We start from the raw sequence: 26,297 nt of genomic DNA, 5'->3' as shown, positions 1-26,297 counted from the left end.
AGGCCTCCTGACAGCATACTGTCAGGAGTGTTTGTCAGGAACAGGCAAAAAAAATCCCGGTCAACAGACCGGGATTTTGATAACACGATAAACGTGGCCTTACGGCAGAATAGACGGCTGATCCGCCCCTTCTTTCTCGACTTTCTGCTGGAGCAGGTGCTCGCGCTTCATGCCCAGCTTCAGCGCCAGCGCGGACGCTACATAGATAGAAGATGCTGTACCAATGGAGACACCGATCAGCATGGTCAGCGAGAAGCCTTCCAGAATCGGACCGCCGAAGAGATAGAGCATCAGGATCACCATCAGGGTGGTCCCGGAGGTGATCAAGGTACGATGCAGCGTCTGGGTCAACGACACGTTAAAGATTTCGTACGGCGTACCGCGACGGATCTTACGGAAGTTTTCACGGATACGGTCCGATACCACGATACTGTCGTTCAGCGAGTAGCCAATAACCGACATCAACGAGGCCACAATGGTCAGGTCAATCTCGATATGGAACAGCGACAGAACGCCCATGGTGATCACCACGTCGTGCGCCAGGGCGATAACCACCCCGGCAGCCAGACGCCATTCGAAGCGGAAACCGACATACGTCAGGATACAGAGCAGCGCCACCAGCAGTGCCATCGCACCTGTCTGGGCCAGATCTGCACCCACGCTTGGGCCAACGAATTCAATACGTTTTACCGTCGCATTCTGGCTGGTCGATTCGTTAATCACCTGTACGACTTTGCTGCCCAGCTCCTGGCTGCCGTTGGCATCCTTCACTGGCGGCATGCGCACCATGATGTCACGGCTGCTGCCGAAGTTCTGCAGCAGCGGCTCTTCAAAGCCCGCCTTCTGCAGCGACTCGCGCATCTGATCCATATCGACCGGTTTTTCCAGGGTGATTTCAATCACCGTACCGCCGGTGAAATCGAGCCCCCAGTTAAAGCCTTTTACGCCCATGATGGCGATGGACAGAACCAACAGCAGACCCGAAATGCCAAAGGCCCAGTAGTCCCAGCGCATAAAGTCCCAGACTTTACGGCCGTAGTTCAATTGTTCAACAGTATATTCCTGTGCCACAACGCACTCCTCAGATAGACAGCTTTTTAACGCGCTTGCCGCCGTACAGCAGGTTCACGATGGCACGGGTGCCGACAATAGCGGTAAACATTGACGTCGCCACACCAATACCGGTGGTGATAGCAAAGCCCTTGATCGCGCCGGTACCCACTGCATACAGGATAAGAACCTTAATCAGTGTTGTTACGTTCGCATCGAAGATGGAGCTGAACGCGCCCCGGTAGCCTTCGTCGATCGCCTGTTGGATGGAGCGACCGTTGCTTAGCTCTTCTTTGATACGTTCATTTATCAGTACGTTGGCGTCAACCGCCACCGCAAGGGTTAAGACGATACCTGCAATCCCTGGCATGGTCAGCGTTGCCCCCGGCAGCAGGGACATAATGCCGACAATCAGCACCAGGTTTGCAATCAGCGCAGAGGTCGCAATCAGACCAAACTTCTTGTAGAAGAAGACCATGAAGATAATGGAGATCGCCAGACCCGCCAGACACGCTTCCAGACCCTGCTGGATGTTCTGCATACCCAGCGTTGGACCGATGGTACGCTCTTCAACAATCTGAATTGGCGCAATCAGCGCACCGGCACGCAGCAGCAGCGACAGCTGACGGGCTTCGTTCGGGTTGTTGATACCGGTGATACGGAAGCTGTTACCCAGGCGAGACTGGATATTGGCGATGTTAATCACCTCTTCCTCTTTCACCAGAACCGCACGACCGTTGGCATCTTTTTTACCGCTGTCTTTGTACTCCACGAACAGGGTCGCCATCGGTTTACCGATATTGTCCTTAGTGAAGTTAGACATGATGTTACCACCTGCGCTATCAAGCGAGATGTTAACCTGCGGCTGGTTGTACTCATCCTGGCTGGAGGTGGAGTCAGTGATGTGGTCACCGGTCAGGATCACACGCTTGTACATCACAACCGGCTGACCTTCACGGGTCTGTTTCACTTCAGAGTCGCCCGGAACGCGGCCAGATGCGACAGCAGACTGATCGACGTTGGTGTTCACCAGACGGAATTCCAGGGTCGCGGTTGCGCCGAGAATCTCTTTGGCACGGGCGGTATCCTGGATACCCGGCAGTTCAACCACGATACGGTCAGCACCCTGACGCTGTACCAGCGGTTCAGCCACGCCGAGCTGGTTTACACGGTTACGCAGGATGTTGATGTTCTGCTGCACCGCGTATTCACGCGCTTCTTTCAGACGTTCATCGGTCATGACCGCACGCAACTGGTTGCTGCCCTGAGAAGAGAGCACCAGATCGCGGTGACGCTGGGTCAGATAATCCATCGCCTGGTCGCGGGCGTTGCTGTCACGAAACGTGATGCTCATCCCGTATTTATCTTCCTTACGCACGGTGGTGTAAGGGATGCCTTTATCACGCAGATCGCTACGCAGGCTATCAATGTTTTGTTCCTGAAGTTTTCCGAGTGCGGTTTCCATATCCACTTCCATCAGGAAGTGAACGCCGCCACGTAGGTCGAGACCGAGTTTCATCGGCTCAGCGTTGATAGCAGCTAACCAACGCGGAGTTGCAGGAGCAAGGTTCAACGCCACGACATATTTATCACCCATCACGCCCATCAGCGCTTCACGAGCGCGGAGCTGCGTGTCGGTGGAGTCGAAGCGAGCAAGAATTGCGCCCTCTTCCAGTGCCACAGACTTAGCGGTAATTTTTTCTTCTTGTAAAGTTTTCTGGACCTGGATCAGCGTTTGCTCACTGGCGGCGACACCGCGCGCGCCAGTGATTTGAACAGCCGGATCCTCACCATACAGGTTGGGAAGCGCATACAGCAGGCCGACGACAATGACGACGACCAGCATGACGTACTTCCACAAAGGATAACGGTTTAACACGGCAGTTCCCTTTGGGAAAAGTTAATTACAGCGCCTTCATGGTGCCTTTCGGCAGAACGGCAGCAACGAAGTCACGTTTGATAACCACTTCAGTGGTATCGTTCAGTGCGATAACGATATAGCCGTTATCAGCGACTTTGCTTACGCGACCTACCAGACCACCGTTAGTCAGAACTTCATCGCCTTTCGCGATGGAGTCCATCAGCTTTTTGTGCTCTTTGGTGCGCTTCTGCTGTGGACGCAGGATCATGAAATAGAAGATCAGACCGAACACCACCAGCATCAGAATCAGAGACATCGGGCTGCCCTGCGCCGGTGCACCTGTTGCCGCTACCGCATCAGAAATAAAAAAGCTCATTAAATTTCCCTCATTAAATAAATTAATCAACGTTCAAAGGTGGAACATCCCGACCCTGTCGTTGGTAAAAATCGGTCACGAAGCTCTCTAATTTACCCTCTTCAATAGCCTTGCGTAAACCAGCCATTAAGCGCTGGTAATAGCGAAGGTTATGAATCGTGTTGAGACGCGCGCCTAATATTTCATTACAACGATCAAGATGATGCAAATAGGCACGAGAATAATTGCGACAGGTATAGCAATCGCACTCGGCATCGAGTGGGCTGGTGTCGCTTTTATGCTTCGCATTACGGATTTTTACCACGCCATCGGTCACAAACAGGTGACCATTACGGGCGTTGCGGGTCGGCATAACGCAGTCGAACATATCAATGCCGCGACGTACGCCTTCAACCAGATCTTCTGGTTTACCGACGCCCATCAGGTATCGAGGTTTATCTGTTGGAATTTGCGGGCAAACATGCTCCAGAATACGGTGCATATCTTCCTTCGGCTCCCCTACAGCCAGACCGCCGACAGCGTAGCCATCAAAACCTATCTCTACCAGACCTTTAACAGAGATATCGCGTAAATCTTCGTAAACGCTGCCCTGAATAATGCCAAACAGCGCATTTTTATTGCCCAGGCTATCAAAACGGTCGCGGCTGCGCTTCGCCCAACGCAGCGACATCTCCATCGAGCGCTTGGCGTAGTCCCAGTCCGCCGGGTATGGCGTACATTCGTCGAAGATCATCACGATATCGGAGCCGAGATCGTACTGAATCTCCATTGATTTTTCAGGATCGAGGAAAATCGGGTCGCCGTTAATCGGGTTGCGGAAATGCACACCCTCTTCGGTGATCTTGCGGATATCACCCAGGCTGAAGACCTGGAAACCGCCGGAGTCGGTCAGGATCGGTCCTTTCCACTGCATAAAGTCATGCAGATCCCCGTGCAGCTTCATGATCTCCTGACCAGGACGCAGCCACAGGTGGAAGGTGTTACCGAGGATAATTTGCGCGCCAGTGGCTTCGACTTCTTCCGGCGTCATCCCTTTTACGGTGCCGTAAGTGCCCACAGGCATAAAAGCGGGCGTTTCTACTACGCCGCGATCAAACACCAGGCGGCCACGGCGAGCGCGACCGTCGGTGGTATCGAGTTCAAATTTCATTTTTTCTCCTGCACCAGAAAAACAGTCCGGCGCGTTAAACCAGTGCCGCGGACTTATTCCCCGACACGTTCATTCAAAGCCTGCGGATTGTACGTGATAAACATCGCGTCACCGTAACTAAAAAAGCGATATTTTTGTTCTACCGCAGCCTTGTAGGCGTTCATGGTGTTTTGATAACCCGCAAAGGCTGAAACCAGCATGATCAGGGTCGACTCCGGCAGATGGAAGTTGGTCACCAGCGCGTCGATCACCTGATATTGATAACCCGGATAGATGAAGATTTGGGTATCGTCGAAGAAAGGGGCGATCAGCGCATCTTTCGCGGCCTGGGCTGCGCTTTCCAGCGAGCGAACCGAGGTGGTGCCCACAGCTACGACGCGGTTACCGCGCGCTTTGGCCGCCATCACCGCGTCCACAACCTCCTGCGGCACCTCGGCATATTCGGAGTGCATGATGTGATCTTCGATACTGTCCACGCGCACCGGCTGGAAAGTACCCGCGCCGACGTGCAGCGTGACAAACGCCATCTCAATGCCTTTTGCGCGCAGTTTTTCCAGCAGCGGTTCATCAAAGTGCAGGCCCGCGGTCGGTGCCGCGACTGCGCCAGGCTTCTGGCTATAGACGGTCTGATAGAGCTCGCGGTCGGCCTCTTCGTCCGGCCGCTCAATGTACGGCGGCAGCGGCATGTGGCCGATGCTGTTGAGGATATCCAGTACCGGACGCTCATCGTTGAACTGCACTTCAAAGAGCGCATCGTGGCGCGCCACCATGGTGGCATTGATGCTCTCGTCATCCCCCAGCAGCAGCTCCGTACCCGGCTTCGGTGCCTTGGAAGCGCGAATATGTGCCAGAATACGTTTATCATCGAGCATTCTTTCGACCAGCACTTCAATTTTGCCGCCGCTGGCTTTACGGCCAAACAGACGGGCCGGGATCACGCGGGTGTTGTTGAACACCAGCAGGTCGCCCGGGTTGAGCTTGTCGAGCAGATCGGTGAAGGTTCCGTGCGTCAGCGCACCCGTCGGCCCATCCAGCGACAATAAGCGGCAGCTACTGCGCTCCGGCACAGGATAGTGGGCAATCAGGGACTCGGGTAAATCAAAAGAGAAATCGGCGACGCGCATGGCATATACTCGTGACTTAAAAACAGGCGGCTTAGTCTAGTGCTCACACCTCTTTGCTGCAACAACTAGCCTCGCTTCGGATAACGAATCGCATGAATTTTCTCGCTCACCTGCACCTCGCTCATCTCGCTGACAGCTCCCTTTCCGGCAACTTGCTGGCCGACTTCGTCCGCGGTAACCCCGCCGAGGCGTATCCCGCCGACGTGGTGGAAGGCATCTTCATGCACCGCCGGATTGATGTCCTCACTGACAACCTGCCCGAGGTCAAAGAGGCAAAGGAGTGGTTCCGCCCGGAGACCCGCCGCGTGGCGCCCATTACGCTGGATGTGATGTGGGATCACTTTGTCTCCCGCCACTGGGAACAGCTCTCACCCGAGATGCCGCTGCCAGCGTTCGTGCGCTATGCCCACGCCCAGGTGACGATCATTCTGCCGGACGCCCCGCCGCGCTTTGTTAATCTGAATGATTACCTGTGGTCAGAGCGCTGGCTCGAGCGCTATAGCGAGATGGACTTCATCCAGCGGGTGCTCAACGGCATGGCCAGCCGACGTCCGCGTCTCGATGCCCTGCGCGACTCCTGGCAGGATCTGGATGCCCATTATGAGGCCCTGGAGCAGCGCTTCTGGCAGTTCTATCCCCGCATGATGGAACAGGCGAAACATAAGCAGCTTTAATATAAATGTGATTGATAGGTAAAAGCTGGGTTAACGATTGTCAACGCCTCTTTGTTTTTAGGACAAACACTCTCTATACTGGCCCGCGTTGCGTTCTAAATAACCTTAGTATCTACAGGAGAATCATATGGTTCTGGTAACTCGTCCGGCTCCGGATTTTACAGCTGCAGCAGTTCTGGGCAACGGTGAAATCGTTGAGAACTTCAACTTCAAACAGCATACCAACGGTAAAGCCACCGTTCTGTTCTTCTGGCCAATGGACTTCACCTTCGTTTGCCCGTCTGAGCTGATCGCGTTCGACAAGCGTTACGAAGAGTTCCAGAAGCGTGGCGTAGAAGTGGTTGGCGTCTCCTTCGACTCTGAGTTTGTACACAACGCATGGCGTAATACCCCTGTCGACAACGGCGGCATCGGTCCAGTGAAATACGCGATGGTTGCGGACATCAAACGTGAGATTCAGCAGGCTTACGGTATCGAACATCCGGACGCGGGCGTTGCCCTGCGTGGCTCCTTCCTGATCGACGCGAACGGCATCGTGCGTCACCAGGTCGTGAACGATCTGCCGCTGGGTCGTAACATCGACGAAATGCTGCGTATGGTTGATGCGCTGCAGTTCCACGAAGAGCACGGTGAAGTGTGCCCGGCTCAGTGGGAAAAAGGTAAAGAAGGTATGAACGCGTCTCCAGACGGCGTTGCTAAATACCTGTCTGAGAACGTATCCAGCCTGTAATTGGCACGGTTTACGAAAAAGGCCCGCTTATGCGGGCCTTTTTTTATGCCTTACGCTGTGTCTCCCGCCAGATGCGCCAGGCCATACCTGCCAGCAAAATCACGCCCGCAATCAGCACGCCCCACACCAGCAGCGTGTTCATCCTGCTCTCCCGCTCGGCCGCGGAGGTAGCGGTCAGACGCTCCTCGCCGCCTAACGCGACATTATCCTGAATGTCAGCCTGCGGCAGGTTTGCCATATCATAGGTTTTACGCAGGTCAGCAGGGATCAGCATGTCGGGCTCCACGCTGGCAGGCTTTGCCGCTCCGTTGCCCCAGGCGAGCACATACGGCGCTTTCCCCTGTGCGTTGAACACCAGGTCATAGCGGTCGCGATGCCCCATGACGCTCGGCAGGTATTCTGGCAAACGCGCATTCAGCGTCGTGATTTTTACCGCCTGCACCAGGCCCCCGTTAAGCGAAACCGGTGGAGACATTTTCCCTTCCAGACGGTAAAGGATCTCTTTTTTCAGCGGGTGCCATTTGTCCTTCTCCGTACTCCGCCACGCTATCTCTACGGGTAGGACGCCGTCGCCATTCAGTGAGATAGTGACAGCACTCAGCGGCTGCGGTCGCGACCAGTGCCACTGGACTTCACTTGTCGATAACTGCTCCCCTTCCCCCTCCAGGCCGATCTCTTCCGGGGCCGCCTGCGCAGGCGCGCGAATTGCGTTTACGCCGGTCAGGGTTATCTCCTGGCTCTGCGTATTCAGCACCACCATGAGATAGCGATTCGCATCGGGAGATAAAACCATATCGGTATCGATCCGGTCGAGCTTAAGGCGATCCTGGCCGCTGACCACGTCCAGCAAGGGCATATCTTCGCGCAGGGTATACCACTGCTTAAGATCCTCGCTGTAATAAACCGACGCCGTTCCCTGCCAGGACGTCTGGGGGGTATTCCAGAGCAGCTGCAACTGGGACAGGCTTATCTCGCCCGTAGCCTGCTCCGGCAAGGTCAGCAGATAATGTTGCCCGGCTGCGGCGGCTTTTTGCCCCTCGAGCACAATCTCTACGCCGTTTCGGGAGCGGAGCAGGATTTTATCGCTATCCTCATCCCCTCGCGCAGGTGCAAGCGGCGAGGCGTCCAGATGAAAGAAGCGAAGTGGTGTGGATTGCACTGACGCCTTGGGAGGCGTCGCGGTGACCAGGCTGAAGGGAACCGGCTCACCCGACTGATTAAAGACGCGGACATCATGCAGATCGGGTGACGTGCTCTGCTCATAGACGGCAAGCGGCAGCATCACCCGATACCACTGGGAAGGGACGGAGGTATCCAGTGAACGACCAAAGGCATAGTCCCGGGGCGATTCCGTTTGTACCCCGTCGCAAAACGCCGGGCCGGAAAGCGCCAGCAGCGCGCTACACGCTACCGCTTTCATCCATTTCATTTTTCATCTCCTGTTTTGGGCGGCAGCGGTGAGAAATAACCCACGATCAGTACCAGGATCGCCACGCCGATAAACGCCACCGCGCGCGACAGCCCGCCTCCGCCCGCGCTGTCTACCAGCATCAGTTTAACCATCACGACACCCAGCAGCGCAGCGCCGCAGAGCCACTCCTGCCGGGAAGCCCGACGGGTAGCATGGATCATGACCACCAGCGCGCTCAGCATCCAGAACAGGGCAAAACAGGTCTGGACAAGCCGGGAATCCCACAGCGATGCCATATTCCAGGCCACGTCGCCATACCAGGCCAGCGCGCGCATTAGCGCACCGTTAAGCCACCAGAAGCCAAACGCCATAAGCGCGACGGCAGGCCACGGGCGGGCCTGCGAAAGCAGCGCGGGGTAGTAGCGATCCACCGCGCGATAAAAGACCACCAGCCCCAGCAACGCGAACGCGGCACCTTCCTCAAGCGGGTTCACCAGCGGTAGCCAGGTCTGGCGATAGACCACGCCGTCCTGGAAATTGGTCACGACCAACAACACCAGCAGCGCCACGACAACAGGGATCGGCGCCAGGCAGGTGTAAAGCGCAGGCCATTCCCGGAACGGCCACCCGCGACGCCGTACCGCCGCAGAGAGCGCCATAATCAAACCGCCACCTGCTGCCATCGCCAGTCCACTGCCCCAGGCCGCCATTCCCCACGGCAGCGACCGGGCAAACCAGTAAAGCTCGGCGGCCAGCGCCAGTAAAATCATCCAGAACAGCGACAAATGCAGCCCCATCGCGATGCGCGGCAGGAGCCTTTCACCGTCACGCCGCAGCAGCATCAGCGCGGCAGGAAGCGCAACGCACCAGGCCAGGTTTGACCAGCCGGCGGCAAAGACCTGCTGATGCCAGAGCTGATACCCCACCATCAGCATCATCAGCGGCCACAGCAGCCATTTGCTGGCATCCAGCTCTGGCCACGCCAGATGAGCGGCAGCCTGCCGCCAGCCCCAGACCGAGACGGCCGAGAGCGCCAGCACGCCTGCCAGAACAGATAATTCCTGCTTCAGCATCAGCTGTGACGCCCCCAGCAGCGCCACTATCCAGAACAGCAGCCCGCCTGCCAGCAGTACCCAACTGACGGGCAGAACGATTTCCCGCCACAGCCAGGCCGCAGCCAGCCAGCAAAGGCTGAGGACGGCGAAGATAAGCAGCAGGCTCAGCGATGTCACACCGTTCGTTTGCGCCCACAGCGCGCTACCCAGCGCCAGCACCAGCAGCGCCGTCCCACTATAGCTCATACGTCGCTGCTGCTGTTGCACGCCCAGCCAGAGGATGCCCAGCCCCTCCAGCGCCCAGGCCATCGCCGTCCAGCGCGCCGACAGCGCCAGCGGAATAGCGAGCGTGGCAAACCCGCCGCCGATCGCCAGCGCCGCCATGACCAGCGGCCGTCCGAGGGAGGGATAGCGCCGCAGGGCGAGGAACGCCAGCGAGAGGTAAAAGGCACCGTACCCCAGCGCGCTGAGCGCCGGGCCGTAGGTCCAGTGCTGAGTCATGCCGTACTGCATTCCAAAACCAACCAGCGGCGGAGCAAACAGCAGCACGCCGTCAATAATTTGCTTCCCTTTCTCCTGCGCCCGCAGCGACAGCGCCACGCTCAGCACGCCGAATATCAGCGTATTGGCAATCAGGAACAGCTGGCAGACCCCATAGTCTTCAGGCCGGTAGTCGTTCAGTCCCCAAAGGCCGCCCACGCCGAATGTAAACAGCAGCCCGAGCAGATTCAGCTCGCGCCAGTGCTGCCAGATGCTGATAGCGAGAATGCCGATGGAAAGCAGGAGGTAGAAAGAGAAGAGCGCCACAAAGCTGCCGCCTCCGGTAGACAACAGCAGCGGCGCAAGATATCCACCGAGACTCGCCAGCATAGCGAGGCTCAGCGCCCTCTGCAGCACCGCCAGCCCGACGCTCGCCGCGCAAATGACCACCAGCAGCGCAAAGGCCAGCGTCATCGGTAACATCTGCCAGAGCCGGAAGGCGCCAAAGACGGTCAGATAGAGGATGCCTGCCGCCCCTCCCTGGAGGATCAGCGAATAGACGCGCTGTCTGTGCCGCAGTCGCCACCCGAGAGCCAGCAGAACCATGGCAAACAGCGCCGTCGCGGCCAGGCGAAGCTCAAGCGGGAACAGGGAGTGCTCGACGGTATAGCGCAGGAGGAATGAAAGACCGAGAAAGAGCAGCAGGATGCCAAGCTTCGCCAGCGGGTTCCCCTGCATAAACCAGCGCACCAGCGACGTCAGTATGCCGCCAAAGGCAGAAGGCTGTTTTGCCGCGGGCGCAGGAGCCGGAGCGGTTGCGGGTTCTGCCGCGGCAGCGGGAATATCCGGGCGCCAGGGGTCGACAGGCGCGGGCGCGTCATCAACCACCGGCTCAGCCACGACCACCGGCGCAGCGGCCTGTTCAGGCTCCGGCGCTTTCTCCGCCACGCCGCGCTGCTCAAGTGCCTCAATGCGCTGGCGAAGCCTGGCGATCTCCTGTTTCGCCGCCGTGCTTCGATTAAAGCCGATAACCGCAAGCACGGGCGCAACCACCAGCGCAAAAATCAGGAATATACAGCCAAAGATGTAAAGCTCGTCCATGTTTCCACCTTCACCGTTAACGATCCGTTAAGATTGACACAAATCGTTGCATTTACGCCATCTTAAAAGGTGGAAACCGTCCCGCCCGATATTAACTGCCGAACCAGACCGAGGCGGAGATCGCCGGTAGCGACAGTACGCCCTCCTGCGCCACCCCTTTCCCCTCTTTCAGCTGCCACTGTTTGACGTTGAGCAGCGGCGAGTCATCTATCACCACTTCGCAGGCATCGCCCCGGTTAATCGCCACCAGCACCCGCTGCTGGTTGTAGACGCGCATAAACACCACCACGTTGTCGTGGGCGTAGACCACCTGACAGCCGCCGTAGCGCAGGGCCTGGCTCTGCTTGCGCAGCTTAATCAGCCGCTGATAGAGCGCCAGTAGCGTCTGGTCCTGCTTTTCAGCCTCCCATGGGAAGGTCTTACGGCAGAAGGGGTCATTGTTGCCGTCGAGCCCCACCTCATCGCCGTAATAGATACAGGGCACCCCAGGCCAGGTAAACAGCCAGGTGACCGCCAGCGGCAGGCGGGCGACATCCTTACCGAGCAGCGACTTAAAGCGGGCGGTGTCATGGCTGTCGAGCTGGTTAAACATGCGTAGCTGCTGCTGATGGGACAGGCTGGCGCGGTAGTTATCCATCCATTTCACGCAGGTTTCAGCGTCGATGTGCTGCGGATCGTAGGAGATATCGGTGTTGGCAAGGAAGCCCCACAGCGGGAAGGTGAAGCCGCGGTAGTTCATCGCCGAATCTTCCGCGTCGGCCTGCAACCACTGGCGAGCGTCGCCAAAATGCTCGCCAAAGACGAAGGCCTCCGGATTGGCCAGCTTCGCCGAACGGGTGATCCCGGTGACATGCTGTAGATTATGGCGCGCCCCACCCTCTTCTCCGAGCATATGCACCACATCCAGCCGCCAGCCGTCCATACTCCACGGCGCTTTCAGCCAGTGACGAACAATACTCTCCTCGCCGCCGTAGATCTCGTTCACCACCCCTGACGACTGATAATCGAGCTTCGGCAGGCTGGCATAGCCCAGCCAGTCGAGGGCGCGGCCCTCGTCGTCAAAGCTGTACCAGTCGCGGTGGGGCGAGTCCGGGTTATGGCAGGCGCCGCCGGTTCCGCGGTTGTGGCGATCAAACCAGGCGTGGGAGTCCCCGCTGTGGTTAAACACCCCGTCCAGAATCAGGCGCATCCCCTCCCGTTGGGTATTTTCCCGCAGGCGTAACAGCGCCTCGTCGCCGCCAAACCGCTCATCCACGTGGCGGTAATCTTCGGTGTCGTATTTATGCACGCTGGGGGCGACAAACACCGGATTGAGATAGAGTGCCGTGACGCCGAGTTTTTTCAGCCAGGGCAGCTTTTCGCTGATGCCGTCGAGATCCCCGCCGTAAAAGGTGGAGCCCCCCGCCTGGGCGGTGACCGGTTCGTCCCACGCGCGGAAAATCGTCTCATGGCCTGCGGCATGGTGATAATACGTTTTGTCCAGCTCTGGGTTGCGCCGCTGGCTGCGGGCAAAGCGGTCCGGGAAGATCTGATAGAAGACCTGCTCCACCACCCACTGCGGCCCGGCATCCGGGTAATCAATGGCGAACTGCTCCAGCCGGGCGGGAGGAAAGCGGCTAAAGCCCTGCGGGGTGAACCACAGCTGGCGGTTATGCCAGAGCATTTTGAAGCTGTAGCGGTGCCGCGGCTGCCCTTTCGTCGTGTCAATGGTCGCCCGCCAGGCCGTCACGCCGGGCTGCGGCTGGCTGCGCTGCTTATGCATCGGCAGCGAGGTCTCTTCGTTATCGAATTCAGCGCGTAGCGTCACCCGCTCAGGCAGGTTTTCCCCTGTCAGCCACAGGGTAATGACAAGTTTGTCGTTGTTTTGTTTAACAAATGGGGCAACCGGCAGGTGCCATGCATTCAACATCTTTTATCCCCTTTCCCAGAAATGAGGCCACCTTGCCACAGGGTAGTTGATGTTCCCTCCTCATGGAGAGATTTATTGGGGGAGGAGAAAGGGGGAGGAGAAAAATGCCCGGCGTTTGCCGGGCATTTCGGTTACTGAGCTTCTGCTAACTGACGCTCGCGGCGGCGTTTAAAGACCCACCCCACCAGCAACAGCGCAATCCACGCAAAGCCGACATACAACGAGATGCGGGTTTCCGGGTGGTAACCAATCAGGCCGATAATAAAGACCAGGAAGATCAGGCCAGCAACGGTAGTTGCCACGCCGCCCGGCACTTTAAACTTCAGCGCTTTTACCTCTTCAGGCGACAGACGGCGACGGAAGCCAATCTGCGACATCAGAATCATCATCCAGACCCAGACGGTGGCAAAGGTCGCCAGCGACGCGATCACCAGGAAGACATTCTCCGGCATGATGTAGTTGAGATAGACCGACAGCAGCAGCGCCACGGTCATCACCAGCACCGTCACCCACGGCGTGCCGCGGCTGGAGGTTTTGGCGAAGGCCTTCGGCGCACTGCCCTGCTCGGCCATACCATGCAGCATACGCCCCACGCCGAACACGTCGGCATTGATAGCGGAGAGCGATGCGGTGAGCACCACGAAGTTCAGAATACTGGCGGCGAAGGTGATCCCCAGATGCTGGAAGGTCAGCACAAACGGGCTACCGTTCGTGCCCACCTGGTTCCACGGATAGATGGACATGATCACAAACAGCGTGCCCACGTAGAAGACCAGGATACGCATCGGTACCGAATTAATGGCGCGCGGAATAGACTTCTCCGGATCTTTCGCTTCCCCGGCGGTGATACCGATAATTTCGATCCCGCCGTAGGCAAACATCACCATCTGCAGCGACATCACCATGCCTATCCAGCCGTTACTGAAGAAGCCGCCGTTACTCCACAGGTTATGGATGCCGGTTGGTTCGCCGCCGTTGCCGATACCCCAGATAATGATGCCAATACCGGCGGCAATCATGATGATGATGGTGGCCACTTTAAAGAAGGAGAACCAGAACTCCAGTTCGCCAAACACCTTCACGCTCATCAGGTTGATGGCGCAGATGATCAGCACCACGCTGAGCACCCAGATCCAGTGCGGGACCGCCGGGAACCAGACGCCCATATAGATGCCGAAGGCCGTTACGTCGGCAATGGCGACAATCAGGATTTCGAAACAGTAGGTCCAGCCGGTGATATAGCCCGCCAGTGGGCCTAAGTTGTCTTGCGCATAGCGGGAGAAGGAGCTGGCTGAGGGGTTATGAACGGACATCTCCCCCAGCGCGCGCATGATGATGTAGGCGGCAACACCGCCGATAAGATACGCCAGCAAAACGCTGGGACCGGCCATTTTGATGGCATCTGCCGAGCCATAAAAAAGACCAGTACCGATCGCAGAACCCAGCGCCATAAAGCGGATGTGGCGGGCGGTAAGGCCCCGCTTCAGTTTGTTAGAGCTTTCCATTTACGTCTTGCCATTCAACACAAAAAAAACAAAAAACCACGGGGCCATAAGCCCCGTGGTTGAACATTTATCCGTGGATTAGTGCGCGTTCGACGTTACCCGACGCCCCGCAGCACGATCCCAGATTACGGCCAGAACCAGTGCAACAACGGTAGGCATCAACCACGCCAGGCCCTGTTCGGACAGCGGCAGACGCTGTGTCCAGGCAGGGAGCGTATCGCCAATAGCCGATGCTTTGATGCCGTCAAGGATACCAAAAAGCAGGCTAATAAACATGGCCGGGGCAATAATTCGGGAAGAATTATTCCACCAACCACGGGTGAAGCTCAGCACCACCAGCACGATACACGGCGGGTAGATGGCCGTCAGTACCGGAATGGAGACCTGGATCAGGTGGCTCAGACCGAGGTTAGAGACCGCCATGGAGAAGATACCGAGGATGAACACCAGCGTACGATAAGAGAGCGGCAGATACTGGGCAAAGAACTCGGCGCAGGCGCAGGTCAGGCCCACCGCCGTCACCAGACAGGCCAGGAAGATCAGGATCGCCAGCAGGAAGCTCCCCGAACCGCCGAAGGTGTTCTGAACATAGGCATGCAGGATAGCCGCGCCGTTTGCGCTCTGGTCTACCAGGGCCGCGCTGTCAGAACCCAGACGGAACAACGCCAGATAGAGCAATGTCAGGCCTACGCCCGCAATCAGACCCGCCCAGATGGTGTAGCGGGTCAGCAGACGCGCTTCGGTCACGCCGCGGGAACGGGCGGCGTTCACAATGACGATACCAAACACCATCGCGCCCAGGGTATCCATGGTCAGGTAGCCGTTCACAAAGCCGTTAGAGAACGCGGCATTTTTGTAGGCGTCCATTGCATCGCTGATCGGGCCGGCAGGCCAGATAACGGCAGCCACGGCCAGCACAATCAGGGCCACGATTTTCAGCGGCGCGAGGAAGTTACCCACGGTATCCAGCAGCTTGCCCGGATAGAGGGAGACCAGAATCACCAGAGCAAAGTAGATGAGGCTATAGATCAACAGCGGCATAGCGCCGTCGCCGGTCAGCGGAGCGATACCCACTTCAAAGGAGACGGTCGCGGTACGCGGGGTGGCAAACAGCGGGCCGACGGCCAGATAGCAGACGGTTGCCAGCAGAATACCTGCGACTTTCCCGATAGGGGTGCTCAGGCTATCGACACCGCCGCCGACTTTCGCCAGCGCAACCACGGTCAACACCGGTAGACCCACGGCAGTAATCAGGAAACCAATAGCCGCCGTCCAGACGTGTTCACCCGCCTGTAAGCCAACCATTGGAGGAAAGATGATGTTACCCGCGCCAACGAACAGCGCAAATGTCATAAAGCCCAGCGCGATGATGTCGCGCGATTTCAATTGATGGGTCATAAAACCTTACTGCCTGTGGATGTGGTGTTGAAAACGTTGAATTTTTCGCTATCCGTTGCGGAACAAAACAGCGGAAAAAATGTGCAACCTCAGCGGGAAATGCTTCCCTACCGGCGTGGAGAAGAATAGTTTTTCGATTTACCACGCAAATACAGTCTGTCCGACGATATCAGGGTGGCAATTTAAACGCTTATAACGTTTAAAGGCAATATGGGATCTCAAAACCAGAACAATATGCCAACTCGAAAGTTAGAAGTGGGATAATAAACCATTTATAAGAAAAACTCATGGCTAATCATGCGAACAAAAAAGCAACAGGCGTATAATATTTATTCGCGCTTCGCTGAACTGCAAAGCAAACAGGCCAGCATTGGCTGGCCTGTGGCAATTTCTGATTACAGTGACGCCGTCAGGCGCTGTTACTGGCAATCAAACGTTCCGGGATCACAAAGCTAAAACGCGTACTTTTCCCCGGCGTACTGACGATATCCAGACGGCTGTCGTGGTGATTAATGGCGTGTTTAACAATCGCCAGCCCCAGGCCACTGCCCCCCGTCTGCCGGGAGCGCGCCTTATCCACCCGGTAAAAACGCTCGGTAAGACGCGGAATATGCTCCGGGCCGATACCGGGACCATCGTCTTCCACGCTGAACTCCGCTCCCGTTGGCGCATGCTGCCAGCGCACGGTGATGTGGGTGCCGGGCGGGGTATGATTCACCGCGTTATAGACCAGGTTAGAGATGGCGCTGCGCAGCTCGTCGGTACTGCCGCGTACTTTGAGGCTGTTATCCACCTCGAAGGTAAGCTGGTGCTGCTGCTGGCTTAAGGTCTGCGCTTCGCGCTCCAGCATCCGCAGCATCATCGGCACATCGATGGTTTCATTCAGCGCCAGGGTTGGCGCCGCTTCAATGCGGGAGAGGGTCAGCAGCTGCTTCACCAGCCCTTCCATGCGCTGCGTCTGCTCGCGCATGGTGTGCAGCGCTTTTTCCCGCGGCGCGCCTTCCAGCGTCTGCTCCTGCATCATCTCCAGATAGCCCTGCAATACCGTCAGCGGGGTGCGCAGCTCGTGGCTGACGTTGGCGAAGAAATTGCGCCGCGCCCCTTCAAGCTGGTGCATTTGCGTCACATCCCGCGCCACCATCAGCCACTGCTGGTCGCTGTAGGGCATCACGCGGATCTCCATATGGCGACCGTTGTTCATGACCAGATTGTGCGGGCGGGTAAAATCGCGTTTTTTCAGATACTGGGCGAACTCCGGATAACGCAGGAGGTTGAGGATATTCTGCCCGTTATCATCCGGCCAGCGCAGGCCCAGCAACTGCTGCGCCAGTCCGTTACACCAGAACATCGCCCCCTCTTCGGTGGTCAATACCACCGCATCCGGCAGCGATTCGGCGCCGCTGCGAAAGCGTTTGATCAGGCTGCCCAGCTCGCGTCGGCGTTTTTTATTACGCATCTGCATCTGGTGCAGGCCATACAGGAGGGGTTCCCAGCTGCCGCTTCCTGGCGGCGGGGTCATACTTCTGTCAACCCATAGCCACCATGAGAGGCGGAGCAAATTCCAGAAGTGCCAGATCAGCAATCCCGTGACTGCCGCCAGCAAAAACCAGGGTAAATAACCGATTACGGCCCCGAGGATCAGGGCCGGAATACAGCAGAGTATCAGTTCAAAACAGAGCCTTTTCCATGACAGCCGTTCCAGCACGCGTCACACTCCTGTCATTGTTCAGAAACGGGTTGAGAAACGATAACCCGTGCCGCGGACGGTCTGCACCATGCGATCGTGACCGCTGGTTTCAAGTGCCTTGCGCAAACGGCGGATATGAACATCAACCGTGCGATCTTCCACATAGACGTTAGTGCCCCAGACATTGTTGAGCAACTGCTCGCGGCTATAGACGCGTTCCGGGTGGGTCATGAAAAAGTGCAACAGTTTGAATTCCGTTGGTCCCATATCGAGGGGATTTTCACCGGTCATCACGCGGTGCGAGGTAGGGTCCAGACTCAGCCCCTGCATCTCAATCACCTCTTCCACCGCCATCGGTGAAATACGGCGCATTACGGCTTTAATGCGCGCCACCAGCTCTTTCGGGGAAAACGGTTTGGTAATGTAGTCATCCGCGCCGGTCTCCAGACCGCGAACGCGATCTTCCTCTTCGCCGCGGGCCGTTAACATCATCACCGGAATATCGCGGGTTAAGGCTTCACGTTTAATATGTTTGATGAATTGCAGGCCAGAGCCGCCAGGCAGCATCCAGTCGAGCAGGATCAGATCGGGCCAGGGTTCGTTGAGCTGGTTCACCGCGCTGTCGTAATCTTCGGCCTCTATCGGTTGAAAGCCATTTTGTTCGAGCACGAAACAGACCATTTCGCGAATGGGTGCTTCATCTTCTACGACCAGAATACGTCTCGCCATACTTAGCCCTGTCTTATTAAGGTTACATGTTTGTAATACGGCGTCATTATGCGTCAGATTTATGACAGATTTATGAAAAACGCGCCCGCTCATAAAGGCAAGCCGTTGTTTTATGGCAGCCCCGATTGTAGCGGTTATCTTCCTCCCCCTGAAAGTTTATAATCCCGCTAACCATTTTTTGCCACGGATCTGTTATGCGCATACTTCACACCTCGGACTGGCACCTGGGACAAAATTTTTACAGTAAAAGCCGCGCCACCGAACATGAAGCGTTTCTCAACTGGCTGCTTGAGATGGCGCAATCGCATGACGTGGATGCCATCCTCGTGGCCGGGGATATTTTTGATACCGGCTCGCCGCCCAGCTACGCGCGCGAGCTCTATAACCGTTTCGTGGTCAATCTGCAAAAAACCGGCTGCCATCTGGTGATTGTGGCCGGCAACCATGATTCCGTCGCCACGCTGAACGAATCCCGTGAGATTCTGGCGTTTCTCAACACCACCGTGGTCGCCAGCGCCGGACATGGGCCGCAAATTCTGACCCGACGCGACGGCACCCCCGGCGCGGTACTCTGCCCGATCCCGTTTTTACGCCCCCGGGACGTGGTGCGAAGCCAGGCGGGCCTCTCCGGGCTTGAGAAACAGCAGCAGCTGTTGCAGGCCATTACCCACTATTATGCCGAGCAATATACCCAGGCTTGCGCGCTTCGCGGCGACAGCGTACTGCCGATTATCGCCACCGGGCATCTCACCACCGTCGGCGCCAGTAAAAGTGACGCGGTACGTGACATCTATATCGGTACGCTGGATGCGTTTCCCGCGCAGCACTTCCCGGCCGCTGACTATATAGCGCTGGGCCATATCCACCGGGCGCAGATGATTGGCGGTTGCGAACATATCCGCTACTGCGGCTCCCCTATCCCCCTCAGCTTTGATGAAACCGGCAAAAGCAAATGCGTTCATCTGGTGAGTTTCGACCAGGGCAAGCTCAGCAGCGTCGAATCGCTTGAGGTGCCCATTACCCAGCTGCTGGCGGTGCTGAAGGGCGATCTGGCGGCGATCACCGCCCAGCTTGAGCAGTGGCGCGGCGTGGAGCAGACGCCTCCCGTCTGGCTGGATATCGAACTCACCACCGAGGAGTACCTGCACGATATGCAGCGTAAGATCCAGCAGCTGACGGACGATCTGCCGGTAGAGGTCCTGCTGGTGCGGCGCAGTCGCGAGCAGCGCGAGAGAAGCCTTGCCAGCAACCTGCGTGAAACCCTCAGCGAGCTGCGGGTTGAGGAGGTTTTTGAGCGCCGACTCGCCCAGGAAACCCTGGATGATACCCAGCGGGCCCGGCTAAACGAGCTGTTCAGCCACACGATCCACGCCCTCAGAAATGAAGAGGATGAGGCATGAAAATTCTCAGCCTGCGCCTGAAAAACCTTAACTCGCTCAAGGGCGAATGGAAAATCGACTTTACCGCCGAACCCTTCCTCAGCAATGGCCTGTTTGCCATCACCGGCCCAACCGGCGCCGGGAAAACCACCCTGCTGGATGCCATCTGCCTGGCGCTTTACCACGAGACGCCGCGCCTGAATACGGTCTCGCAATCGCAAAACGATCTGATGACCCGCGACACCGCCGAGTGCCTCGCCGAGGTCGAGTTTGAAGTCAAAGGGGTAGCTTATCGTGCATTCTGGAGCCAGAACCGGGCGCGCAACCAGCCGGACGGCAACCTGCAGGTGCCCCGCGTGGAGCTCGCCCAGTGCAAGGACGGTAAGATCCTCGCAGATAAAGTGAAGGACAAGCTGGAGCTGGTTGCCTCTCTGACCGGGCTGGACTATGACCGCTTTACCCGCTCGATGCTCTTATCCCAGGGGCAATTCGCCGCCTTTCTGAACGCCAAACCGAAAGAGCGCGCCGAGCTGCTCGAGGAGCTGACCGGCACGGAAATCTACGGCCAGATCTCCGCCATGGTGTTTGAAAAACATAAGGCGGCACGCAGCGAGCTGGAGAAGCGCCAGGCCCAGGCGGCCGGCGTGGTGTTGCTCAGCGAAGATCAGCTACAGCAGCTTCAGCAAGGTTTGCAGGTACTTACTGACGAAGAAGCGCAACTGCTGGCGCAGCAGCAGGGACTCCAGAAGGATTATCAGTGGCTTACCCGCCACGATGAGCTGGTGCGGGAGCAACAGCGATCGAAGGCCGCGCAGCAACAGGCGCAGCAGGCCCTGACGGACGCCACGCCGGAGCTGGAAAAACTGCATCTCGCCCAGCCTGCGGCCCTGCTGCGCCCGCACTGGGAGCGGCAGCAGGAGCAGCTTGCCCAGCTTTCGCAGACGGAACAGCAGATGCTGGATGTGAATACTCGCTTACAGTCCAGTACGGCGCTGCGTTCAGGCATTCGTAACGGGGCGCTGCGCACGCACGACAGGCTGCAAACCGAGCTGGCTGCACTCACCCAGTGGCTTACCAACCACGACCGCTTCCGCCAGTGGGGCCAGGAGATTGCAGGCTGGCGCGCCCACTTCACCCAGCTTAATCGCGATAAAACCCAGATCGCGACGCTGACCGGGCGTATCACGGCGTTACGCCAGAAGCTGGCGGGATTACCGGAGAGCGCTCTGACGCTTACCGCAGAACAGACCGCCAGCGAGATGGCACTCCAGACGCAGTCCCGCGCGGCACGCCAGCGCCTGACTACCCTGCATGCCCGCTATCAGCCTCTGCAACAGCGATCGCGGCAGACTCGCGAAAGCGTGCAAAAGGCCCAGGCCGAGCTGGCAAAACTGAACGAAACCCTGACGCTACGCCGCCAGCAGTACAAAGAGAAAAACCAGCACTATCTCGATCTCAAAACCTTATGTGAGCAGGAAGAGAAGATTAAGAAGCTGGAGAGCTACCGGGCGGAACTGGAGGCCGGAAAGCCCTGCCTGCTCTGCGGCTCTACCGAACATCCGGCCATTGCCCAATACCAGGCCCTGGCGCTCACCGGAAACCAGCGCCGCCGGGATGCGATGGAAAAGGAGGTCGCCGCACTCAAAGAGGAAGGCCTGCTGGTTCTGGGGCAGGTAAATGCGCTAAACAGCCAGCTTCAGCGCGAAACAAGCGAAGCGCAGACGCTCTTTCAGGATGAGCAAGCGCTCACTAAAGAGTGGAATGCGGTGTGTGAAACCCTCTCTGTGCAGTTGAACATTCAGGACGACATCGCCCCATGGCTGGCTAAACAGGAGCAGTACGAACAGCAGCTTTACCAGCTGAGCCAACGCCTGACCCTGCAAAGCCAGCTGAGTGAAGAGGAAGCCCAGCTTCAGCTTTACCAGCAGCAGCTTCTGGCGACGCGCACGGCTATGGCGCAAACGCTTCATGCCCTGTCGCTGGCGGCACCGGAGGACGGTACCGAGTCGGCCTGGCTTGCGGAACGGGAAAAAGAGTCGCTGGCCTGGCAGGAGCGGCAGACTCAGCACAGCGCCCTGCGGGAGCGCATCACCGCCCTGGCACCGCTGCTGGAGACCCTTCCGGCAACGGATTCCAAGCAGGTGGAAAGTGCGATCCCGGATAACTGGCGCGAAATCCATACCGAGTGCGTCTCCCTGCAAAGCCAGCTCGCCACGCTGCAGCAGCAGTACACGCTGGAAAGCGAACGTTTACAACAATCGCAGGCGCAGTTTGCCGCCGCGCTGGCTGCCAGCATCTTTAGCGATCGGGAGACATTTCTGGCGGCCCTGCTGGATGGCGATACGGTTCGGCGTCTGGAGCAGTTGAAACAGACTCTGGAGAATCAGATCCAGCAGACCACGGCCCTGCTTCAGCAGGCCGGTCAACGACTGAACGAACATCTGGAACAACGTCCGGCGGGCCTGACGACGGACGCGCCGGCCCTGCAGGAACAGCTTCAGCAGCTCGGCCTGAAACTGCGGGAAAACACCACCCGCCAGGGGGAGATCCGCCAGCAGCTTAAACAGGACAGCGACAATCGCCAGCACCAGCAGGCACTGATGCAACAAATTGAGGAGGCGGCCCGCCTGGCGGATGACTGGGGTTATCTTAATGCGCTGATCGGTTCCAAAGAGGGGGATCGCTTCCGTAAGTTTGCCCAGGGCTTAACTCTCGACAACCTGGTATGGCTCGCCAACCAGCAGCTGATGCGTCTGCATGGCCGCTACCTGCTGCAACGCAAGGCCAGCGACGCGCTGGAGCTGGAGGTGATGGATACCTGGCAGGCGGATGCCGTGCGCGATACCCGCACCCTCTCCGGTGGCGAAAGTTTTCTGGTAAGCCTGGCGCTGGCGCTGGCGCTTTCCGACCTGGTGAGCCACAAAACGCAAATTGATTCGCTGTTCCTCGACGAGGGCTTCGGCACCCTGGACAGCGAAACGCTGGATACCGCCCTGGACGCGCTGGATGCGCTGAATGCCAGCGGCAAAACCATTGGGGTGATCAGCCACGTCGAGGCGATGAAGGAGCGCATCCCGGTGCAGATCAAAGTGAAGAAGATTAACGGGCTGGGGTACAGCAGGCTGGATAAGGAGTTTGCTGTTTTGTAAGCCGGGAGCGCTACGCGTCACCCGGCTTTTGCCCTGTCAGTTTGGCCACAGCCAGGCTGCGCCGCGTACGCCGCTGGAGTCGCCGTGCACCGCTTTACGGATCGGGGTTTCGCATTCGCCGCCAAACACCCACTGCTTCACCAGCTGGGAAACGGTGCTATAGAGACGGTCAACGTTGCTCATGCCGCCGCCCAGGACGATCACATCCGGGTCGAGAATGTTCACCACGTGCGCCAGCGACTTCGCCAGCCGCATTTCATAGCGGCTGAGCGCCAGCTCCGCGACGGCGTCCTGCTCTTCCACCAGACGCATGATCTCGTTGCCTTTTAGCGGATGCCCGCTCAGACGACGGTAATCGGTGGCGAAGCCGGTGCCGGAGATAAAGGTCTCGATACAGCCCTGTTTGCCGCAGTAGCACGGCACTTCAGCGCGGTACTTCAGTTCGTCTTCATCCATCCACGGCAGCGGATTGTGTCCCCACTCGCCAGCCGTGCCGTTGCCGCCAATATGGGCGCGCCCGCCAAAGGCCACGCCTGCGCCGCAGCCGGTACCGATGATCACCGCAAATACGGTCTGTGCCCCCGCCGCGGCGCCGTCGATGGCCTCTGACACCGCCAGGCAGTTGGCGTCGTTGGCCAGCCGGACTTCACGGTTCAGGCGCTGGCTTAAATCGCGGTCAAAAGGCTGGCCGTTAAGCCAGGTCGAGTTGGCGTTTTTCACCACCCCGGTATAGGGCGAAATCGACCCCGGGATCCCCATACCGACCGTGCCGGTCTGGCCGGTGGCCTTTTCGGCCATCTCCACCAGAGTAGCGATGGTTTCAATGGTCTGCCGGTAGTCGTCACGCGGGGTAGGGAGGCGATGGCGGAACAGCTGCTCCCCCTGCTCGCCAAGGGCAATGACTTCTGTTTTCGTGCCGCCGAGATCAATACCAATTCGCACAGAACGTTCCTCATTATTTTGATTATCAACAGAGTAGAAGCCTGCTACCCGATTAGCAATGCAAGCGATGCGACAATTCGCTATCATGCCCGCTGAATTAAACGACAAGACCGTGGAAATTATCATGCTGTGGTTCAAAAATTTGATGGTTTACCGTCTCAGCCGCGATATCGAACTGCGTGCAGACGAGATGGAAAAACAGTTAGACCTTTACGCATTTACCCCGTGTGGCAGCCAGGATATGGCCAAAACCGGATGGGTTCCGCCTATGGGATCACAGAGCGATGCGCTGACCCACACTACCAATGGTCAAATCATCATCTGCGCGCGTAAGGAAGAGAAGATCCTGCCGACGCCAGTGGTGAAGCAGGCGCTGGAAGCCAAAATTTTTAAGCTGGAAGCCGAACAGGGCCGTAAGCTGAAAAAAACTGAGAAAGATTCGCTGAAAGACGAAGTGCTGCACTCCCTGCTGCCGCGCGCCTTTAGCCGCTTCAGCCAGACAATGATGTGGATCGACACGGTTAACGGCCTGATTATGGTCGACTGCGCCAGCGCCAAAAAAGCAGAAGATACTCTGGCGTTACTGCGTAAAAGCCTCGGTTCGCTGCCGGTGGTGCCGCTGACGATGGAAAACCCGATCGAGCTGACCCTCACCGAGTGGGTACGGGGCAACAATGTCCCGCAGGGCTTCCAACTGCTGGACGAAGCCGAGCTGAAAGCGATCCTGGAAGATGGGGGCGTGATCCGCGCCAAGAAGCAGGAGCTGGTCAGCGATGAGATCGCCGTGCATATCGAAGCTGGCAAACTGGTGACCAAGCTGGCCCTCGACTGGCAGCAGCGCATTCAGTTCATGATGTGTGACGATGGCTCGATCAAGCGTCTGAAGTTTTCCGACGAGCTGCGCGATCAGAACGACGATATCGACCGGGACGACTATGCCCAGCGTTTTGATGCTGACTTCATTCTGATGACGGGTGAACTGGCGGCGTTGATTAAGAGCGTAGTAGAAGGATTGGGCGGCGAAGCACAGCGTTAATGCTTCATACCAGAGATCGGAGCCGGGTTAACCCGGCTCTTTTTTTTACAGATAACGACACAGATAAGAGGCAGGTTCCGCAACCTGCAGATGGAATTCGCTGTGGCCTGGCACGTTGAAAACATCGCCCGGGTTATAGACTTTCCACTCCGTTTCCCCCGGCAGTAACACTTTGAGCGAGCCGCTCACCACGGTCATCTCTTCTGGCTGCGCGGTACCGAAGGCGTACTCCCCCTCTTCCATTACGCCAACACTGGCGCGGCCAGTAATGCTGCTGGTAAAACCGATGGACTTCACTTTACCGGAAAAGTATTCATTAGTCTGAAGCATGGACTGGTCCTTATTGTCGTTGGTTGTCAACCCAATATAGGGGTGACACTCCGTACCTGTCACGCAAAATCATCAGACCAGCAATTCCGAGGCCAGCCGGGCCACCAGCACGTTTGATAACAGCACCGGCACGTCCAGGTGTTTTTGCAGTAAATCACGGTGATGTTGATGAAAACCAAGACAATCGAGCATCAGGACATCTGCGCCGCGGGCCAGCAGATCGCGCCCGGCGTCGATCAGTTTCTCTTCGCTGTCCCAGAAAGGATTGGCTACAGCAAGCAGCGGCGCCTTAACCAGGCACTGCCATTTGCGGGACTGGTTCTCCATCAGCTCAGGGATCGGCACGATCACCCCCACCTGATGGCCATCGACAATCGATCCGACCAGCGGCGGGATGATCCGCGTCGGCTCAAGCAAAATCGCATTGCGGGCGACGAGGCCAGTGATGGGCGCGGTGCTCATCAGCAGGATCACCTCATAGCCCTGGTTATCGAGTACTTCGATCACGCCTTGCAGGGCGCACGCGATCTTCGGCAACGAGACGTTTCCCAGCTCGCCGTCGCTGAGCAGGGTAGGCAGCTGCGCCTCGCCCGGTTCAGGGGCGTAGTCTTCCATGACCTCTTCCCGGCTCAGCGTACCGAGCAAACTGTGATGCGTAATTTGTTGCGCAGAAATATGCTCCGTTAAGAGCGGTAGTACTTCGCTTACCGGGACTACCCCAATCGTGAGGATCGCCAATGTTGCCTTCATCGTTCTCGCCTTTCTATACAACCACTACCGTGACACAGATACAGGCACACTTCGCTGCACAGTTCGCTGTTCAGGAAAAAGTGCTGAAAAGCGTAGCAGCAGATTCAACCGCTGGAATGTAAAGATCCACGTGCCTGACAGAATGTGTCTGTTAAACCTGAACATTACCCTCCGTTTAATGTTTACGCTTTTTGAATAGTGTGATTACGGTACGGTTTTGACCGTATTCAGATTTAATTCAGGCTTTATCGGGATCTTCGTAGCGCACTTTCGCATCCTTCGCTTCCTGCTCCGTTTCATGTTCACTGATCAGTGAATCCGGTTTCGGGTGGTCAGCACGCAGCTGATACCAGGTGACAGTCTTGCCCGTTGCGCCTTTCTCAACGGCAACAATACGGGCTTCACGCGGATAGGGAGGTCTGGTTGGCATAGTTCATCCTTTATTTTATTAGGTTGGCTGAACTATCAGTA

General features: G+C 57.5%; 21 protein-coding genes. 5 read left to right on the top strand and 16 right to left on the bottom strand.

Annotated elements, in window-relative coordinates:
* Positions 1-99 precede the first annotated feature (99 nt).
* The 5 genes from secF to queA are packed head-to-tail and all read right to left on the bottom strand — an operon-like array spanning position 100 to position 5,561.
* Positions 100-1,071 (bottom strand): protein translocase subunit SecF, encoded by a 972-nt coding sequence (gene secF, locus B3X29_RS13990; RefSeq protein WP_156653988.1) that lies wholly within the window; start codon positions 1,069-1,071, stop codon positions 100-102.
* 10 nt (positions 1,072-1,081) lie between these two features.
* Positions 1,082-2,929 carry a protein translocase subunit SecD gene (gene secD, locus B3X29_RS13985; protein ID WP_103178456.1) on the bottom strand — a complete coding sequence of 616 codons (1,848 nt, stop codon included), beginning with the start codon at positions 2,927-2,929 and terminating at the stop codon, positions 1,082-1,084.
* 25 nt (positions 2,930-2,954) lie between these two features.
* Positions 2,955-3,287, bottom strand: coding sequence for a preprotein translocase subunit YajC (gene yajC / locus B3X29_RS13980; RefSeq protein ID WP_032616800.1), 333 nt, complete (start codon positions 3,285-3,287; stop codon positions 2,955-2,957).
* A gap of 22 nt (positions 3,288-3,309) precedes the next feature.
* On the bottom strand, positions 3,310-4,437 hold the full coding sequence (gene tgt / locus B3X29_RS13975; protein WP_103178455.1) for a tRNA guanosine(34) transglycosylase Tgt: 1,128 nt from the start codon (positions 4,435-4,437) through the stop codon (positions 3,310-3,312).
* A 53-nt stretch (positions 4,438-4,490) separates the two neighbouring features.
* Positions 4,491-5,561: a tRNA preQ1(34) S-adenosylmethionine ribosyltransferase-isomerase QueA gene (gene queA / locus B3X29_RS13970; RefSeq protein WP_156653987.1), complete on the bottom strand. Its 1,071-nt coding sequence runs from the start codon at positions 5,559-5,561 to the stop codon at positions 4,491-4,493.
* 92 nt (positions 5,562-5,653) lie between these two features.
* Here queA and acpH point away from each other — a divergent pair, with 92 nt between their 5' ends.
* Positions 5,654-6,235: an ACP phosphodiesterase gene (gene acpH, locus B3X29_RS13965; protein ID WP_103178453.1), complete on the top strand. Its 582-nt coding sequence runs from the start codon at positions 5,654-5,656 to the stop codon at positions 6,233-6,235.
* Between the two features lie 127 nt (positions 6,236-6,362).
* Positions 6,363-6,965, top strand: coding sequence for a peroxiredoxin (locus B3X29_RS13960; RefSeq protein ID WP_040076949.1), 603 nt, complete (start codon positions 6,363-6,365; stop codon positions 6,963-6,965).
* Between the two features lie 43 nt (positions 6,966-7,008).
* Here the strand turns inward: B3X29_RS13960 and B3X29_RS13955 are convergent, their stop codons facing one another.
* The 7 genes from B3X29_RS13955 to phoB form a co-directional block, all read right to left on the bottom strand.
* Positions 7,009-8,394: a DUF3999 domain-containing protein gene (locus B3X29_RS13955; RefSeq protein ID WP_263951283.1), complete on the bottom strand. Its 1,386-nt coding sequence runs from the start codon at positions 8,392-8,394 to the stop codon at positions 7,009-7,011.
* The gene (locus tag B3X29_RS13950) at positions 8,391-11,012 is read right to left on the bottom strand and encodes a DUF2339 domain-containing protein (RefSeq protein WP_159339707.1); all 2,622 of its coding nucleotides are present in this window, start codon (positions 11,010-11,012) and stop codon (positions 8,391-8,393) included. The genes B3X29_RS13955 and B3X29_RS13950 overlap by 4 nt, the downstream gene beginning before the upstream one ends.
* A 91-nt stretch (positions 11,013-11,103) precedes the next feature.
* Positions 11,104-12,921, bottom strand: coding sequence for a maltodextrin glucosidase (gene malZ / locus B3X29_RS13945; RefSeq protein WP_103178449.1), 1,818 nt, complete (start codon positions 12,919-12,921; stop codon positions 11,104-11,106).
* A gap of 131 nt (positions 12,922-13,052) precedes the next feature.
* Positions 13,053-14,426, bottom strand: coding sequence for a proline-specific permease ProY (gene proY / locus B3X29_RS13940; protein ID WP_103178448.1), 1,374 nt, complete (start codon positions 14,424-14,426; stop codon positions 13,053-13,055).
* Positions 14,427-14,504: 78 nt separating this feature from the next.
* Complete coding sequence (brnQ, locus tag B3X29_RS13935; RefSeq protein ID WP_103178447.1) at positions 14,505-15,824, bottom strand: branched-chain amino acid transporter carrier protein BrnQ; 1,320 nt, start codon at positions 15,822-15,824, stop codon at positions 14,505-14,507.
* 409 nt (positions 15,825-16,233) lie between these two features.
* Positions 16,234-17,529 (bottom strand): phosphate regulon sensor histidine kinase PhoR, encoded by a 1,296-nt coding sequence (phoR, locus tag B3X29_RS13930; RefSeq protein WP_159339706.1) that lies wholly within the window; start codon positions 17,527-17,529, stop codon positions 16,234-16,236.
* Between the two features lie 21 nt (positions 17,530-17,550).
* Positions 17,551-18,240, bottom strand: a complete 690-nt coding sequence (gene phoB / locus B3X29_RS13925; RefSeq protein ID WP_039031479.1) for a phosphate response regulator transcription factor PhoB — start codon at positions 18,238-18,240, stop codon at positions 17,551-17,553.
* A gap of 194 nt (positions 18,241-18,434) precedes the next feature.
* On the opposite strand from phoB, the gene sbcD reads away from it, so the two are divergent.
* Both sbcD and sbcC read left to right on the top strand, forming a co-directional pair.
* Complete coding sequence (gene sbcD / locus B3X29_RS13920; protein WP_159339705.1) at positions 18,435-19,640, top strand: exonuclease subunit SbcD; 1,206 nt, start codon at positions 18,435-18,437, stop codon at positions 19,638-19,640.
* The gene (gene sbcC, locus B3X29_RS13915) at positions 19,637-22,768 is read left to right on the top strand and encodes an exonuclease subunit SbcC (RefSeq protein ID WP_159339704.1); all 3,132 of its coding nucleotides are present in this window, start codon (positions 19,637-19,639) and stop codon (positions 22,766-22,768) included. Before sbcD ends, sbcC begins: the two co-directional genes overlap by 4 nt.
* Before the next feature lie 36 nt (positions 22,769-22,804).
* Here sbcC and mak read toward each other — a convergent pair whose 3' ends face one another.
* Positions 22,805-23,710, bottom strand: coding sequence for a fructokinase (gene mak / locus B3X29_RS13910; RefSeq protein ID WP_201304741.1), 906 nt, complete (start codon positions 23,708-23,710; stop codon positions 22,805-22,807).
* A gap of 124 nt (positions 23,711-23,834) precedes the next feature.
* Here mak and rdgC point away from each other — a divergent pair, with 124 nt between their 5' ends.
* Positions 23,835-24,746, top strand: coding sequence for a recombination-associated protein RdgC (gene rdgC, locus B3X29_RS13905; RefSeq protein ID WP_039031486.1), 912 nt, complete (start codon positions 23,835-23,837; stop codon positions 24,744-24,746).
* A gap of 45 nt (positions 24,747-24,791) precedes the next feature.
* On the opposite strand, the gene ppnP is transcribed toward rdgC, so the two are convergent.
* The 3 genes from ppnP to yaiA all read right to left on the bottom strand — a co-directional run bounded on the left by ppnP (position 24,792) and on the right by yaiA (position 26,256).
* Positions 24,792-25,076: a pyrimidine/purine nucleoside phosphorylase gene (ppnP, locus tag B3X29_RS13900; protein WP_103178442.1), complete on the bottom strand. Its 285-nt coding sequence runs from the start codon at positions 25,074-25,076 to the stop codon at positions 24,792-24,794.
* A 72-nt stretch (positions 25,077-25,148) separates the two neighbouring features.
* Positions 25,149-25,826 (bottom strand): AroM family protein, encoded by a 678-nt coding sequence (locus B3X29_RS13895; RefSeq protein ID WP_103178441.1) that lies wholly within the window; start codon positions 25,824-25,826, stop codon positions 25,149-25,151.
* Between the two features lie 238 nt (positions 25,827-26,064).
* Positions 26,065-26,256, bottom strand: a complete 192-nt coding sequence (gene yaiA / locus B3X29_RS13890; RefSeq protein ID WP_103178440.1) for a protein YaiA — start codon at positions 26,254-26,256, stop codon at positions 26,065-26,067.
* Positions 26,257-26,297: the final 41 nt, after the last annotated feature.

This window comes from Leclercia sp. UBA5076 (genome assembly GCF_002416465.1).
Taxonomy (GTDB): domain Bacteria; phylum Pseudomonadota; class Gammaproteobacteria; order Enterobacterales; family Enterobacteriaceae; genus Enterobacter.
The sequence above is the reverse complement of the archived record's forward strand: the minus strand, read 5'-3'. Positions and strand labels throughout refer to the sequence as shown.